The sequence below is a fragment of the Saccharothrix lopnurensis genome (genome assembly GCF_042658445.1).
Taxonomy (GTDB): domain Bacteria; phylum Actinomycetota; class Actinomycetes; order Mycobacteriales; family Pseudonocardiaceae; genus Actinosynnema; species Actinosynnema lopnurensis.
Genome location: NZ_JBHSQO010000040.1, coordinates 23,007 through 37,645, shown reverse-complemented (window position 1 = coordinate 37,645; position 14,639 = coordinate 23,007). Strand labels below are relative to the sequence as shown.

Genomic DNA, 14,639 nt, shown 5'->3' with positions numbered 1-14,639 from the left:
CCCGACTTTCGGCACAACACAATCGCAAGTAGGTTGCAACTACAAGTGATCTGCAACGAGGGGATGCCATGGCGCGGTACGTCCTGCCGGATCTGGAGTACGACTACGGCGACCTGGAGCCGGCGATCATCGGCGAGATCAACGAGCTGCACCACGGCAAGCACCACGCCGCCTACGTCAAGGGCGCCAACGACACGCTCGAACAGATCGACGAGGCGCGCGACAAGAACTCGTTCGGGTCGATCGTCGGGCTGGAGACCACGCTCGCGTTCCACCTCGCCGGCCACGCGCTGCACCAGGTCTGGTGGAAGAACCTGTCCCCGAACGGCGGCGACAAGCCGACCGGCGAGCTGGCCGCCGCGGTCGACGAGCACTTCGGGTCGTTCGACGGGCTGCGGGCGCAGCTCACCGCGGCGGCGGGCAGCATCCAGGGCTCGGGTTGGGGGATCCTGGCGTGGGAGCCGGTCGGGGAGCGGCTGATCACCCAGCAGCTCAAGGACCACCACTCGAACCTGTCGATCGCCACGACGCCGCTGCTGGTGTTCGACATCTGGGAGCACGCCTACTACCTCCAGTACCGCAACCTGAAGGCGGACTACATCTCGGCGCTGTGGAACGTCGTGGACTGGGACGACGTCGCCGCCCGCTTCGAGGCGGCCCGGGCGGGGCGGAACGGGCTGCTGCTGCCGCAGCGGTGAGCGGGCGGCTCTCGTGATCTTCGGCGGTGGATGCTCCGACAAAGCCCCGTCGCCGAAAATCGACGAGGCCCCGCTCCCGGTGGTACGACCGGGGGCGGGGCCTCGTCTGTTCCCGAACTGACTGCCGCTCCCACCACGAAGCGACGTGACTTAGGTTAGCCTAACATCACCTTCTTGGGAACCCCGCCGGACGAAACCGCGTGCGACCAGTTCCACCACCACCGCGATCGCGGTGGCCTCCACCAGCAGCAGCCCCAGCAGCACGACCAGCTGGAGCGCCCCCGCCTGCCACACCGGCGCGCCGCCGAGCAGCATCCCGACGAACGCGCCGGGCAGCGTGACCAGCCCGACCGTCCGGGTCTGGTCGAGCGCCGGCAGCAGGGCCTCGGCGGCGGGGCGGCGCACCAACTCCCGCACCGCGACCGGCTCGGTGAAGCCCAGCGCCAGCGCGGCCTCGTACTCGCCGTGGCGGTCGCGCAGGGTGTCCAGGGCCCGCCGCACGGACAGGGTGGTCGCGGTCATCGCGCCACCGACGAGGATGCCGCCGACCGGCACCAGCGCGATCCCCCGCACCGGCACCAGACCGCTGACCAGCAGGATCACGATGGTGGGCGCGGTACCCGCGAGGATCGCCACGGCCACCCACCACCCGCGGCGGCCGGTCTTCGCCCGTGCCGCGGACGTGCCCGTGGCAATCACCGCCATGAGCAGCAGGAACGCCGCGGTCAACGGCAACGACGCCAACACCGCCGCGATCACCGCCGACACGGCGGCCAGCTGGACCGCCGCGCGCAGGGCCGCCCGGACCACCGGCCGGGGCGAGGCCAGCCCGCCGAAGTGCAGCACCGCGCCCGCGCCGGCGGTGAGCACCAGGCACACGACGAGCAGGCGGACCCAGTCCGCGTTGATCACCACACCGGGATTGTCGGGTTCCCCTCTCCCGCACGCCTGCGGTACCGTGATGATGGACGTCATCACTCCGATGACACGAACGGGTTAAGAACATCAAATCCGGGATCGATGTCAACGGCTCGCACGTTGCCGGAAATATGGAGGCGGCAAGGTCGGGCCCCCGGACGGCCACCGGGGTCCAACGCCCAGGGGCGCCGACACGAAGGACGACACGCACTCCATGCTGTTGAGCGGTGTGACCGCCGGTCGGGTGGACGGATTCCGGGCGATGAGCGATTCCTGTTGGGTGGTGGTGCCGACGGAGGTGTCACAAGGGTCGAAGACCCAGCGGGGTCCGGTCGACTGCGGATGGACGGGCTCCGGGCATCAGTCGACCACCGCGCGCTCCAGGCGCGTCAATCGCTGCTCCAGGTCACGCAACTTCTCGCTGTGTGCATCGAGGGCCCGACCGCGGGTTCGCACCATGGCCTCTGCCCAGTGGCTCCTGGTAGAGGGCTGGTCTGCGTGGTCGTGCCGGGGCACCTCAGGGGTGGTCATGCGGCGGACGGTAATGGGCCTTGTCCGCACTCCCCTTTCCTCATGCGTAACTCATCCACCGAAAAGAACGCCTGGAACCACCCTTGAAACAACACCCCGGGGTGCTTGACCGGAGTACGGGAACACGCAGTTCTCGCAGGCCAAGGGCCTTGACCTCGCGCTTCCCCGGTCGAGCCGCCCTCCGGCACGGGGTGACGAGCCTTGCCGAGAACGGCCGGCGCGGAGGTGCTCGTGCACCGCCACACTTCTGGCGCCGATGAAGAACCGCGTGTCCAGTGGCCGGCAGGTCAGGCGCAGGCGATGGTGAAGCTCTGCGCATGTGTGCCGGTGACGTCCCGCTGTCGTGGCGCTTCGCGGTCCGGGCCGCCGTGGTGGTCGCGCGGTCGCGCCGGCGCGATCGCCGCAGTTCAGGAGCGCAGGCGTCGGCGCAGTCCCAGGCGGGACGCCGACAGCGTGATCCCGCCCCGACGGGCCAGCACCACCCCGCCGACCAGGGCGGCCACGATCGACACCACCCCGCCGAACACGATGGGCGCGCGGGCGGTGAAGTGCTCGGCCAGCCAGCCCATCACCGGGCCGCCCACCGGGTTGCCGCCGAGGAACACCAGCATGTAGAGGCCCATGACCCGGCCGCGCATGGCGGGCTCGACGGCCAGCTGCACGGTGGCGTTCGCGGTGGTGGTGAAGGTCATCATGGCGATGCCGACCGGGATCAGGGCCGCGCCCGTGAGCCACAGCGTCGGCATCAGGCCGACCACGATCTCCAGGACGCCGAACGCCAGCGCGCCGGTGATCAGCAGCCGCAGGCGGGGTTTGCCGCGCGTGCTGCGGCGGGCGGCGAGGGTCGCGCCGGCGAACGTGCCCACCGCGAGCATCGTGGACAGCAGGCCGTAGGCGTCGGCGTCACCGTCGAAGGTGTTGCGGGCCAGCACCGCGAGGGTGACGAAGAAGTTCAACCCGAAGGTGCTGATGAAGAACACCAGGCACAGCAGGATGACCAGGTCGGGGCGGCCGCGCACGTACCGCAGGCCCGCGCGCAGCTGGCCCTTCTCGCGCGGCACGGGGTCGCCGCGGTGCAGGTCGGCCGGGCGCATCAGCAGCAGGCCGGCGATGACGCCGACGAACGTGACCGCGTTGATCAGGAACACCCAGCCGGTGCCCACCAGGATGATCATGCCGCCGGCGATGGCCGGGCCGATCATGCGGGCCAGGTTGAACGTCATGGAGTTGAGCGCCACGGCGTTGGTGAGCTGGTCGCGGCCCACCATCTCGACCACGAAGCTCTGCCGCACGGGCGTCTCGACCGCCGACACCGCGCCGAGCAGCAGGCACAGCAGGTAGACGTGCCACAGCTGGGCCACGCCGGTGACGTCGAGCAGGCCGAGGACGAGCGCGCACAGGCCGAGGCCGGTCTCCAGGAACAGGAGCAGCTTGCGCTTGTCCATCCGGTCGGCGAGCACGCCCGCCCACAGGGACAGCACGAGCGTGGGCGCGAACTGGAGCGCGGCGGCGATACCGAGGGCGACGGGTGAGCCGTCGGAGAGTTCCAGGACGAGCCAGTCCTGGGCTACGCGCTGCATCCACAGGCCGATCAGGGAGATGACCTGGCCGGAGGCGTAGAGGCGGTAGTTGCGGACTTTCAGGGATGCGAACGTGCCGGCGCGCCGCCGCCGGGGCGGGGGTGCGGTCGAACCGGGTTCGAGCTGGTCGGCCCCTGCACCACCCGCGTACGCCGGCACGTCGTTACTGCCCCGCCATCCTGTCGATTATCCCGGCGGCGCGCGAGAGCACGCCCCGTTCGTCGGGGGTCAGCTCGGCCAGGCGCTTGTCGAGCCACGCCTCCCGGGCGGAGACCTCCTCGTTGATGTAGCCCATGCCGGTCTCGGTGAGTTCCACGATGGCCTGGCGGCCGTCGGTGGGGTGGGGGCGGCGGGTGGCGAACCCGTACTCCTCCAGGGCGGCGATGACCCTGGTCATGGAGGGGGGTTGGACGCCTTCGCGGGCGGCCAGCTCGCCGGGGGTCAGGGGTCCGCACTTGTGCAGCGTGGACAGCGCGGACACCTGGGTGAGCGAGATCGCGGAGTTGACCCGTTGGGCGCGGAGCCGCCGGTTCAGCCGGACCACGGCCAGCCGCAGTCGGCTCGCCAGTCCGGGTTCCACCTCGGTCTCCGTCACGTAGTTAGCATACCTCACGATCTCGCGTCCCGTCCTGGTGAAGTGGGTCGGATCGCCCGGTCAGCCGTTCAGCGCGGCCTGGAGGGGGCCCATCGCGAAGTAGACGACGAACGCGGCCGCCACCACCCACATGAGCGGGTGGACGCCGCGGGCCCGGCCGGTGAGCGCGCGCAGCAGCACGTAGCTGACGAAGCCCGCGCCGATGCCGTTGGCGATCGAGTAGGTGAACGGCATGACCACGATGGTGAGGAACGCGGGCAGGCCGATCGAGAAGTCGGCGAAGTCGATCTCCCTGACCTGGGCGATCATCAGCGCGCCGACGATGACGAGGGCGGGGGCCGCCGCCTCGATCGGCACGATCGCGTACAGCGGGGTGAGGAACACGGCGGCCAGGAACAGCAGGCCGGTGACGACGTTCGCCAGGCCCGTGCGCGCGCCTTCGGCGACGCCGGAGGCCGATTCGACGAAGACGGTGTTGGACGACGAGGAGGCGACGCCGCCGGCGACCGCGCCCACGCCGTCGACGAACAGGGCCTTGGACACGTTCGGCAGCTGCCCGTCGCGGTCGATGAGGCCCGCTTCCTTGCCCAGGCCGGTCATGGTGCCGACGGTGTCGAAGAAGTCGGTGAGCACGAGGGTGAACACGAGCAGGGCGGCGGTGAGGGCGGGCAGGCGGGTCCAGGCGCCGAAGGAGACGTCGCCCAGCAGCGACAGGTCGGGCAGGCTGAAGACCTGGTCGGGCAGCGCCGGGTAGCCGAGGTTCCAGCCGGTGGGCCTGGTGCCCTGGGACGGGCCGGCGTCCACGAGGGCCTCGACGACGAGGGCGAGCACGGTCGCGGACAGGACGCCGATGAGGATGCCGCCCTTGACCTTGCGGGCGACGAGGACGCCGGTCACGACGAGCCCGACGACGAACACGAGCGTCGGCCAGGAGGCGATGGAGCCGTTGATGCCGAGGCCGACGGGGACGGTGGTGCCGGCGGCGTCGGGGACGCGGCGCACGAACCCGGCGTCGACGAGGCCGATGAAGCAGATGAACAGGCCGATGCCGACGGCGATGGCCGCTTTGAGCTCGGCGGGCACGGCGTTGAACACGGCGGTGCGCACGCCGGTGACGACGAGCAGCAGCACCACCAGGCCGTTGACCACGACCAGGCCCATCGCCTCGGGCCAGCTGACCTGCGGCACGATCGACACGGCCACGAACGAGTTGATGCCCAGGCCGGTGGCGAGGGCGAACGGGTAGTTGGCGACGAGGCCGAACAGGATCGTCATGACCCCGGCGACGAGCGCGGTGACGGCGGCGACCTGGGGGATGGTGAGGATGTTGCCGAGCACGTCCACCTTGGCCGACGGGTCGTCGGCGGCGAAGCTGCCGAGGATCAGCGGGTTGAGCACGACGATGTAGGCCATGGTCACGAAGGTGACGAGGCCGCCGCGCACCTCCCGGCCCACCGTGGACCCGCGTTCGGTGATCTTGAAGAAGGCGTCCAGCTTGGAGCGGGGCGACGTCTCGGCGGGGGTGGCCATCTCATCTCCTGGGTGGGGGTGGCGGAAAGGCGGGGTGTGGCGGAAAGGCAGAGCGTGCCCCACCCGTGTTTCGGGGAGGTAGCCTGCCTGACGTGGCAGAACAGGACGCACCCGACCTCCCCGCGCCTCCGCCGCTGCCGCCGCGGCTGGCCGATCCGGTGCCGGCGATCGTCGGTGGGGCGGTGCTGTGGCTCCTGGCGGCCGCGGTCGTGCTCGTGTTCTGGCGCGAGGAGCGGACGCTGCTGTGGACGTGCCTGTCGGGCGCGGCGCTGGGGCTCGTCGGTTATGGCGTCTTCGCCTGGCAGCGCTCCGCCGCGCGGCGCGGGAAGCGGACCGCGCAGCGGGGGCAGGGGCTCACCGGGTAGGGCTCACCGGGTAGGGGACGTGGCGGGTTCGGGGTGCCCGCCCGGATGGCGGTGGTCACCGGGGACGTCGAGCCCCCGGCGACGCGGGGTCAGCCGAGCAGCACGGCCGGGGTGGGGTCGTGGATGAGGGCGGCGAAGGTGTGCCGGTCCTCCCAGCGACCGGTGGTCCAGGCCAGGGCGCGGGCCAGGCCCTCCGGGGTGTCGGCGGCGTGCACGACCTCGCCGTCGACCCACCAGGACACCGGGTGCTCCGCGCCCTCCGCCGACACGACCAGCTCGTCGTGCACGACGAGGGTGCCGGTCGGCAGGTCCACGCCGAGCAGCTCGCACGCCAGGCGCACCGCGCCCAGGTCCGACCAGACCGCCTCGTCGCCCTCGTCGACGACGGAGCCGGTGACCTCCTCCGAGGCCAGGGGCAGCGCCAGCAGCTCGGCCAGCACCGGCGCCGCGCCGCGCGAGGCCAGCACCTGGTCCGGCGGCAGCACCCCCAGCAGCCACGGCAGGTCCGGCACGAGCACGTCGTCCGCCGGGACCGCGGCGCCCGTGAGCACCCGCACCCGGTCGGGCGGCTCGACGCCGACCGAGTCGGCGACCTCCGCCAGCAGGGCGTGCACGCGCAGCACCAGGGCGTCGGACAGCGTGCGGGCCGGGTCGCCGAGCCGCGCCAGCAGGTCCTTCACGTCGTCCTCGTCGGCGACGCCGAGGTCCGCGCGCACGCCGACGGCGGCCAGCACGTGCGGGGGCACGTCGACCTCGGGGACCACGTCGTAGAGGCCCTCCAGCGCCTCCGCCGACGGCAGTCGCCACGCGGCCGGCGGCGCGCCGTCCAGGCTCGCGTAGCGGGCCAGCCACCACGAGGTGTAGCCGTCGGGTTCGGTCACGGCCCGCCACACCACCGGGTCGGCGGCCATCATCGCCAGCGCCCGCGGCCACCTGTCGCGGGCGACCAGGTCGAGGTCGCGCACGCCCACGACGCGCGTGGGCGGCACGTCGAACCCGTCCCACCAGTAGCCCTCGTCGGCCAGGTCGTGGTCGGGTTCGGTGGGCGAGTCGTCCTCGACCACGGTGAACCCGTCGACCACACCCACGGCGGTGAGCACCTCGCGCGGCCACGCGCCGGCGGTGGCGGCGTCGAGCACGCCGAACGGCGCGTCCGCCTCCAGCACCTCCAGCAGCGCCGAGTCGGGCAGCACCAGTTCGTCGGCGCGCCGCCACTCGCCGTCCGCGGCGGGCAGCGCCAGCTCGGCCAGCCACGGTCGCCCGCCGGCCCGCTCCACCAGCCGCAGCACGGTGTCCACCAGTTCGGGGCCGTCCATGCCGGGGTCGTCGAGGCTGTGCCGGACGGCCTCGCGCACCGCGTCGGAGTCCAGCAGCTCGGCCGACGTCGCCTCGGTGGCGCCGAGCCGCAGCAGCAGCGGGTGGGCGGCGTCCGGGTGCGCGATCCGCAGGCCCGGCACGGGCATCAGCTCGTCGCCGACGAGCACGCCGCGCGGGCTGCCCACCAGCCGCCCGTCGGCCAGCGGCACGGGCAGCGCGCCCATCGCCTCGCGGGCCGCCGCGTCGACGTCCGCGATCGGCGACAGCGCCCGGTAGACCTGCCGCCACCAGGCCGGGTCGCCGCCGACGCCGGCCAGCGCCTCGACGACCTCCGCCACCGACATGCGGGGCACGTCCAGGGCGGCCAGGGCCTTCGCGTGCTGGGGCAGCGTCAGCTCGTGGTCCAGGAGGCCGGGGACCACGTCCTCCAGCAGCTCCACCAGCTCGAACGACGCGACGTCGAGCACCCGGGCCGCCGCGGGCGCGGTCCACTCGCCGTCGGCCAGGGGCAGCCAGGGCGCCGAGCGCAGGGCCGCGAGCAGGCCGGTCCGCAGCCGGTCGTCCACCTCGGACAGCGGGAAGCCGGGCAGCGGCACCAGCGAGGTGCGCTCCACCGCGGGCAGCGACGACACCAGCGCCGGGTACGCCGCGGCCGCCCGGTCCAGCACGAACGTCGCGGCGGGGCCCGCCAGCACGCGCCGCCGCGACGGCTCCACGGGCAGCGTCGCGATCAGCCGGGCGGGCAGGGACAGCTTCTCGTCGGTGGGCGTCGGCGCGTGCAGCACGTCGCCGGTCAGGGGCTCGTCCACGGGCCACGCCCAGCACACCGACCACCGGGGCCGCGACTCGACGCCCGTGACCAGCTCGGCGGGCAGCTCGCCGCCGTCGCGGCGCACCAGCCAGCGCCGCACCCCGTCCGGGCCGGTCAGCTCGACCACGCCGGCGGACTCGGTCCGCTCCCACGCCCGCCCGTCGACCTCGACGCGCCGCAGTCCGGGCAGCGCCAGCAGCAGGTCGGGGGCCTGGGCGGCGAACTCGGCCAGCAGCCCGGCCGGGTCCGCCCGCAGCGGCAGCCGCACCTCGGTGTCGAAGCCCCCGGGCAGGTCGGTCTCGTCGGTCGGCCACACCAGCCGCAGCACCGGCACGTCGCCGCCGCGCGCGGACGCCAGGTCGGGCACCAGCTCGCGCGTCCGGTCGGCGGAGAACGCCACGCCGCCGTCGCGGGACACCACGCGCGGCGCGTCGGTCACCGCCAGCACGGCCGCGAACCCGACGCCGAACCGGCCGACGGCGCCCGTCGACTTCGACGACGCCCGCAGCGACGCCAGCGCCGCCACCCCGGCCGCGTCCAGCGGCGCGCCCGTGTTCGCCGCCCGCAGCTCACCGTCCACAACGGACAGCCGCAGCACGCCGGGCGTGGCGCCGGCCGCGTCGGAGGCGTTCTGGGCCAGCTCCACCAGCAGCCGGTCGCGGTAGCCGCCGAGCCTCAGGTCCTCCTCGGCGTTGGCGTCCTCGCGGAACCTCGTCGGCGATCCGCGCCACGCCGCCAGCACCGACTCGCGCAGCGCCGCCGTGCCGAACGGGTCACCCTGCTCCGGGCTCACCGCCCGGTCTCGTCGGCGGCGGTCCCGGCCGCGGCGGGGGTCTCGCCGCGCGGCGCGGCCACGGGCGCGTTGGCCTCCACGTCCAGCACCGCGTCGTCGTAGACGAGGTCGGCCACCGGCACCACCGACCCGCCCTCCACCTCGACCTCGGAGTGCGCGCCGCACCCGTACTCCACGTGCACCACGTGCCCGTCGGCGGGCGTCAGCTCGTTCGCGCACACCCCGAACGCCGCGCCCAGGGACCCGGCGATCCGCTGGTAGAAACCACACGTGCCGCAGGTCGCGGGCGCGCTGCGGGCCATGTCGCTGCGCGGCCCGAAGTCGCCGGTGTGCCACCGCTGGGCGGCGTCGAGCACGCCCTCGCGGGACAGCACCCGCACGCGGCCGAGCCCGACCTCCAGCGCGACCTCCTCGACCGCCGGGTCGTCGGAGCCGACGTAGCCGGGCGCCAGGCGCGGGTCGTCCTCCCTGGTCGGCAGCAGGTCGCCCACGCCGAGGTCGCCCGCGCGGACCCGCTCGTGCCACGGCACCCAGTCCGGCGCGACCAGCGCGTCGTCGCCGGGCAGCAGCACGACCTCGCTCACCGACAGGGGCGTGCCCTCGCCGGCGAACGCGACGGTGGCCGCCCAGTTCCAGCCCCGGTAGCCCGAGTGCCTGGCCTCGAACAGGTGGGTGACCGCCGTCCGGTCCTCGGCGACCACGCCCACGTGGTCGCCCACGGCGTCGGCGCCCGCCTCCTCCTGCGCGGCGGCACGGGCCAGCCGGACGGCCGCGTCATCGGCGAGCACTGGATGGGGCTGCTGGGTCGGCGTCGCGGTCACAGGTGAATTGTGCCGCACGTCTTCGCACTCCCGCGCACACGTGCCACCCTTTCGGACGTGCGGTGGCTCCTGGTGACGGCGGTCCTCCTCCTGTCGGCGGCGTGCGGGGGGCCGGCGGGCGGCCCGACCGGCGGGTCCGGCGCCACGTCGACCGGCGGGTCCGGCGGCGTGCCGACCGGCTTCGAGGTGCTGGGCACCCTGCCGCACGACACCGGGGCGTTCACGCAGGGCCTGGAGCTGGTCGACGGCGTGCTCTACGAGGGCACCGGCCTGGAGGGGCGCTCGTCGATCCGCCGGGTGGACCCCGCCACCGGCGCGGTGCAGCGGCGGGTGGACCTGCCCGGGGACCTGTTCGGCGAGGGCATCACGGTCGTGGGCGACCGGCTCTGGCAGCTCACCTGGCGCAACGGCGTGGCCCTCGAACGCGACCGGGAGACCCTCGAAGAGGTGAGGCGCGTCACGTACGAGGGCGAGGGCTGGGGGCTGTGCCGCGACGGGGAGCGGCTGGTCATGAGCGACGGCACCGCCGAGCTCACCTTCCGCGACCCGGTCACCTTCGCCGAGACCGGCTCGACCGGCGTGACCCGCGACGGGCGGCCCGTCACCGAGCTGAACGAGCTGGAGTGCGTCGGCGACCGGGTGTGGGCGAACGTGTGGCAGACCGACGAGGTGGTGCGCGTCGACCCGGCGGACGGGCGGGTCGACGCGACCGTGGACCTGTCCGGGCTGCGACCGGCCGACGTGCCGGCCGCCGACGTGCTCAACGGCATCGCGGCCGTCCCCGGCACCGACGAGTTCCTGGTCACCGGCAAGAACTGGCCGACGATCTTCCGGATCAGGTTCACCGCGGGCTGAGCCCCGCCCGGCGGGCGGCAATGCGGGGACAGACTGCCCCCGATCAGGCAGGATTGGGGTTGTGACGCCCCCTCGGCCGGAAGACCAGTCGCGGCGGTACCCGTGGGAGGACGACGAGTACAAGCCGCGCACCCGGCCGTACCCGACGCCCGGCGAACCGCCGCCGCCCGACCCCGGCGGGACCCGGCCGCGCGGGACCCGGCCGGAACCGCGGCCCGACGCCGGGTGGCGCGACCACCGGGACGACCGCGCCGACCACCGCGGCGCCGGGCCCCGGGCCGACCACCACGGCAGCGACCACCGCACCGCCGACCACCGGGTCACCGACCCCCGCACCGCCGACCACCGAGGCGCCGACCACCGAGGCGGACCCCCGCGCGGCGCGGAGTCCTGGTACGAGGCCGACCGGTCCACCGAGGCGTCCGCCCGCTTCGCGCCGCCCGACGACCGGCCCACCACCCCCACCGCGCCCGCCCCGCCGAAGAAGCTCACCGTCACCCGGGTCGCCTGGTTCCGCGCCCGCCAGCTCGTCGGCCGGGCCCTGGCCACGTTCCGCCGCGCCGCGCACGCCGACGGCGCCAAGCAGTCCGGCCTGTCCTCCCTGACCTACGCGGTGATGCTGAACTACGCGGCCGACGCCGCGATGGCCGTCGCGCTGGCCAACACCCTGTTCTTCTCCGCCGCCACCGGCGAGAGCCGCGGCAAGGTCGCCCTCTACCTGCTGATCACCGTGGCCCCGTTCGCGCTGGTCGCCCCGGTCATCGGCCCGGCGCTGGACCGCATCCAGCACGGCAGGCGGCTGGCGCTGGCCGCGTCGTGCGCGCTGCGCGTGCTGCTGTCGGTGGTCATGGCGCTGAACTTCGACAACTGGGCCCTGTACCCGGCGGCGCTGGGCAGCATGGTGCTGTCGAAGTCGTTCACCGTGCTCAAGGCCGCGATCACGCCGCGCGTGCTGCCGCGCGAGATCACCCTGGCCAAGACCAACGCCCGGATGACGGTGTTCGGCCTGGCCGCGGGCGGCGTGTTCGGCGCGTTCGCGGCCGGGTTCGCGAACCTGTTCGGCTCGCCGGGCGCGCTGTGGTTCACCGCCGTGCTGTCCGCCGCCAACGCCTACTACTGCCTGCGCATCCCGGCGTGGGTGGAGGTCACCGAGGGCGAGGTGCCCGCGTCCCTGCGCGCCAGGCCGAGGAAGGCGCGGCGCCTGGTGCTGGGCCGCACGGTCGTGGTGGCGCTGTGGGGCAACGGCGCGATCCGGATGCTCACCGGGTTCCTGATGCTGTTCGCCGCGTTCGTGGTGCGCGCCCAGACCGAGGGCGACGCGTTCCTCCAGGTGCTGCTGCTGGGCGTGATCGCGGGAGCGGCGGGCGTCGGCAGCTTCCTGGGCAACGTGGTGGGCGCGCGGCTGCACTTCGGCGCGCCCGACCTGGTGGTGATCGGCTGCCTGGGCGCGGCGCTGGCGTCCGCGGTCGTGGCGGCCGTGCTGCCCGGCCTGACCACGGCGGCGGTCGTCGGCCTGGTCGGCGCGACGGCCAGCTCGCTGGCCAAGGTGTCGCTGGACGCGGTCGTCCAGGACGACGTGCCCGACGAGTCCCGCGCCTCCGCGTTCGGCCGGTCCGAGACGATCCTCCAGCTGGGTTGGGTGTTCGGCGGGGCGCTCGGCGTGCTGCTGCCCACCGAGTACTGGATCGGGTTCACCGTGCTGTCGGTGCTGCTCGCGGTCGGCCTGGCGCAGACGGTCCAGACGCGGCGGGGCGCCACGCTGGTCCCCGGCCTCGGCGGCGACCGGCCGCTCCGGCCCGCGGCCGGACCCGCGGCCCCCTGAGCGCACCGGCGGCCCCGCGGCGCCGGCCACCCCGTAGGCTCGACGGCCGTGCGCCGAGTCCTGCTGTCCCTGCTCCTGCTGCTCCCGATGACGGCCTGCGCCGCGCCGCACCCGCCCGAGGTGACGTTCTACGCCGACGGCGAGGCGATCGACGTCCCGCCGCTCGACGACTGCGACATCGACGCGGAGACCTGCCGGCGGGACCCGGCGGCCGAGGGCTCGCTGCGGATCAGGCCCGGCAAGCCGGTGCAGATCTCCGTGCCGGGCGAGGTCGCGGACACCGCGTGGGGCGTGAACTTCCGCTACCGCGACGCCGCGGGCGTGGAGCAGGAACCCGGCCGCAGCGCGATGTTCACCGTCAGCGACCCCAGGCACGCCTACACGCTCACCCTGCCGAACCCCGACGACCAACTGGTGGGCGTCGAGGTCCAGCAGCTGAGCAGGCGCATCCAGACGAGCACCACCGGCGCGTTCGACTTCGTCGCGCGCCGGGTGTGGGTGCTCACCGTCGAGAGCTGAGGTCCCCCGGGTCTACGGGTCGAGCTCCCGCGCGACGGCCCGGACCACCTCGGCGATCAGCTTGGTGTTCTTCCGGTCCGGGTACCGGCCGCGGCGCAGGTCGGGCTGCACCTTGACCTCCAGCAGCTTGATCATGTCCTCGACCAGGCCGTGCAGCTCCTCGGCCGGTCGGCGCCGCGCCTCCGCCACCGAGGGCGCCGGGTCGACCAGCCGCACCGACAGCGCCTGCGGGCCGCGCCTGCCCTCGGCCATGCCGAACTCGATGCGCTGCCCGGCCTTCAGGCCCTCGACACCGGGGGGCAGCGCGGATTTCCGCACGTAGACGTCTTCGCCACCGTCCTGGGTGACGAAGCCGAAACCCTTCTCCGAGTCGTACCACTTGACCTTGCCGGTCGGCACCGCGCTCACCAATCCCTGGGTCATCCACACGACGAACGCGCCGCGGGGCGTGCCCGAGGCGCGTCCCACCAGACTAGCCAGAACACCAGCCCGGGGGCACCTCCGATAGCGGGACTACCCTCGGGGTGTGTCGACCTCGAAGCTCATGCCGGCGGCAGTCGCCCTGTTCACACTGGGTGTCGTCGCGATCATCGCGATGTTCGTCGTGGGCGAACGGGGCCTGCCCGCGTGGGTGTTCGCCGCGGGCTGGCTGCTCGCGCCCGCCGGTCTCGCGCTGGGTGTGGTCAGCGCGGTGCGGGACGCCCGGCGTCCCCGGCGGCGCTGAACCGGGCCGCGCTGAACCGGACCGCGCCGGGTCAGGTCACACCGGGCCAGTCGCACCGGGCCAGTCGCACCGGGCCAGTCGCACCGGGCCGGGTCGCGCTCGGCCCGGCCGAGCCGCGCCTACCCGGCCTGGCCGAGCCGGGCCGCGTTCGCGCGCAGCCAGTCCGGGAACCCCGTCAGGTCCGGCAGCACCGGGTCCGCGCCCTCGGCGGCCAGCTCGTCCGCGTCGCACGGCCCGCTGACCACGCCGACCGCCACCGCCCCGGCGGCCTTCGCGCCGCGCACGTCGCCCACGTGGTCGCCCACGTAGACGGCCGCGCCGTGCGCCTTGAGCGCCTCCGCCTTGCCGGTGGACCACACCTCGCCGAACAGGTGGTCCACCTCCCAACCGAACGCGGCCAGGTGCAGCGCCGCGTTGGGCCGGAACTTGCCGGTGACCACCATCGTGGTGCCGCCCAGCTCACGCACCGCCGCAAGCGCTTGCGCCGCGCCGGGCAGCGCGACCGTGGCCGGGATGACGACCTCCGGGTAGAGCGCCCGGAACCGGTCGACCAGGGCCGGGATCTCCTCCTCGGGCACGCCGAAGCCCCGGTAGACCATGTCCAGGGGCGGGCCGAGGTTGGCGGCGAAGTGGGCGCCGTCGAGCGGGTGCCCGGACTCGGCGGCCACGGCGTCCATCACGGCCGCCATGCCGGGTCGCGGGTCGATCAGCGTCATGTCCAGGTCGAAGCCCACGGTCAACGGCACGACCCGACTCTAAG

Annotated in this window: 14 protein-coding genes; 6 read left to right on the top strand and 8 right to left on the bottom strand. The window is 74.0% G+C overall.

Annotation, left to right across the window (positions count from 1 at the left end; genetic code table 11):
* Positions 1-68: 68 nt before the first annotated feature.
* A complete protein-coding gene (locus ACFP3R_RS28615; RefSeq protein ID WP_380640267.1) occupies positions 69-698 on the top strand; it encodes a superoxide dismutase in 630 nt (209 codons plus the stop codon).
* Between the two features lie 150 nt (positions 699-848).
* On the opposite strand, the gene ACFP3R_RS28610 is transcribed toward ACFP3R_RS28615, so the two are convergent.
* From ACFP3R_RS28610 to ACFP3R_RS28595, 4 genes are all read right to left on the bottom strand, one after another.
* Positions 849-1,613, bottom strand: coding sequence for an ABC transporter permease (locus ACFP3R_RS28610; protein WP_380640265.1), 765 nt, complete (start codon positions 1,611-1,613; stop codon positions 849-851).
* 941 nt (positions 1,614-2,554) lie between these two features.
* Positions 2,555-3,886: an MFS transporter gene (locus ACFP3R_RS28605; protein WP_380640263.1), complete on the bottom strand. Its 1,332-nt coding sequence runs from the start codon at positions 3,884-3,886 to the stop codon at positions 2,555-2,557.
* Between the two features lie 4 nt (positions 3,887-3,890).
* Positions 3,891-4,340 (bottom strand): MarR family winged helix-turn-helix transcriptional regulator, encoded by a 450-nt coding sequence (locus tag ACFP3R_RS28600; RefSeq protein ID WP_380640260.1) that lies wholly within the window; start codon positions 4,338-4,340, stop codon positions 3,891-3,893.
* Positions 4,341-4,382: 42 nt separating this feature from the next.
* Positions 4,383-5,852, bottom strand: coding sequence for an NCS2 family permease (locus tag ACFP3R_RS28595; protein ID WP_380640258.1), 1,470 nt, complete (start codon positions 5,850-5,852; stop codon positions 4,383-4,385).
* 92 nt (positions 5,853-5,944) lie between these two features.
* Between ACFP3R_RS28595 and ACFP3R_RS28590 the strand changes: the two genes are divergently transcribed.
* Positions 5,945-6,217 carry a DUF2530 domain-containing protein gene (locus ACFP3R_RS28590; protein WP_380640256.1) on the top strand — a complete coding sequence of 91 codons (273 nt, stop codon included), beginning with the start codon at positions 5,945-5,947 and terminating at the stop codon, positions 6,215-6,217.
* A gap of 89 nt (positions 6,218-6,306) precedes the next feature.
* Here ACFP3R_RS28590 and ACFP3R_RS28585 read toward each other — a convergent pair whose 3' ends face one another.
* Positions 6,307-9,138, bottom strand: a complete 2,832-nt coding sequence (locus ACFP3R_RS28585; protein ID WP_380640254.1) for a sacsin N-terminal ATP-binding-like domain-containing protein — start codon at positions 9,136-9,138, stop codon at positions 6,307-6,309.
* Positions 9,135-9,959 carry a DUF3027 domain-containing protein gene (locus tag ACFP3R_RS28580; RefSeq protein WP_380640252.1) on the bottom strand — a complete coding sequence of 275 codons (825 nt, stop codon included), beginning with the start codon at positions 9,957-9,959 and terminating at the stop codon, positions 9,135-9,137. Before ACFP3R_RS28580 ends, ACFP3R_RS28585 begins: the two co-directional genes overlap by 4 nt.
* 57 nt (positions 9,960-10,016) lie before the next feature.
* On the opposite strand from ACFP3R_RS28580, the gene ACFP3R_RS28575 reads away from it, so the two are divergent.
* The 3 genes from ACFP3R_RS28575 to ACFP3R_RS28565 all read left to right on the top strand — a co-directional run bounded on the left by ACFP3R_RS28575 (position 10,017) and on the right by ACFP3R_RS28565 (position 13,155).
* Positions 10,017-10,814, top strand: a complete 798-nt coding sequence (locus ACFP3R_RS28575) for a glutaminyl-peptide cyclotransferase (protein WP_380640249.1) — start codon at positions 10,017-10,019, stop codon at positions 10,812-10,814.
* A 61-nt stretch (positions 10,815-10,875) separates the two neighbouring features.
* Entirely contained in the window at positions 10,876-12,636 is a 1,761-nt protein-coding gene (locus ACFP3R_RS28570; protein ID WP_380640246.1) for an MFS transporter, read from the top strand.
* 48 nt (positions 12,637-12,684) lie between these two features.
* Complete coding sequence (locus tag ACFP3R_RS28565) at positions 12,685-13,155, top strand: DUF2771 family protein (protein WP_380640243.1); 471 nt, start codon at positions 12,685-12,687, stop codon at positions 13,153-13,155.
* A gap of 12 nt (positions 13,156-13,167) precedes the next feature.
* On the opposite strand, the gene ACFP3R_RS28560 is transcribed toward ACFP3R_RS28565, so the two are convergent.
* The gene (locus ACFP3R_RS28560; protein WP_380640357.1) at positions 13,168-13,554 is read right to left on the bottom strand and encodes a cold-shock protein; all 387 of its coding nucleotides are present in this window, start codon (positions 13,552-13,554) and stop codon (positions 13,168-13,170) included.
* 127 nt (positions 13,555-13,681) lie between these two features.
* Between ACFP3R_RS28560 and ACFP3R_RS28555 the strand changes: the two genes are divergently transcribed.
* Entirely contained in the window at positions 13,682-13,879 is a 198-nt protein-coding gene (locus ACFP3R_RS28555) for a hypothetical protein (RefSeq protein ID WP_380640241.1), read from the top strand.
* A 119-nt stretch (positions 13,880-13,998) separates the two neighbouring features.
* Here ACFP3R_RS28555 and ACFP3R_RS28550 read toward each other — a convergent pair whose 3' ends face one another.
* Positions 13,999-14,625, bottom strand: a complete 627-nt coding sequence (locus ACFP3R_RS28550; RefSeq protein WP_380640238.1) for an HAD family hydrolase — start codon at positions 14,623-14,625, stop codon at positions 13,999-14,001.
* Positions 14,626-14,639: the final 14 nt, after the last annotated feature.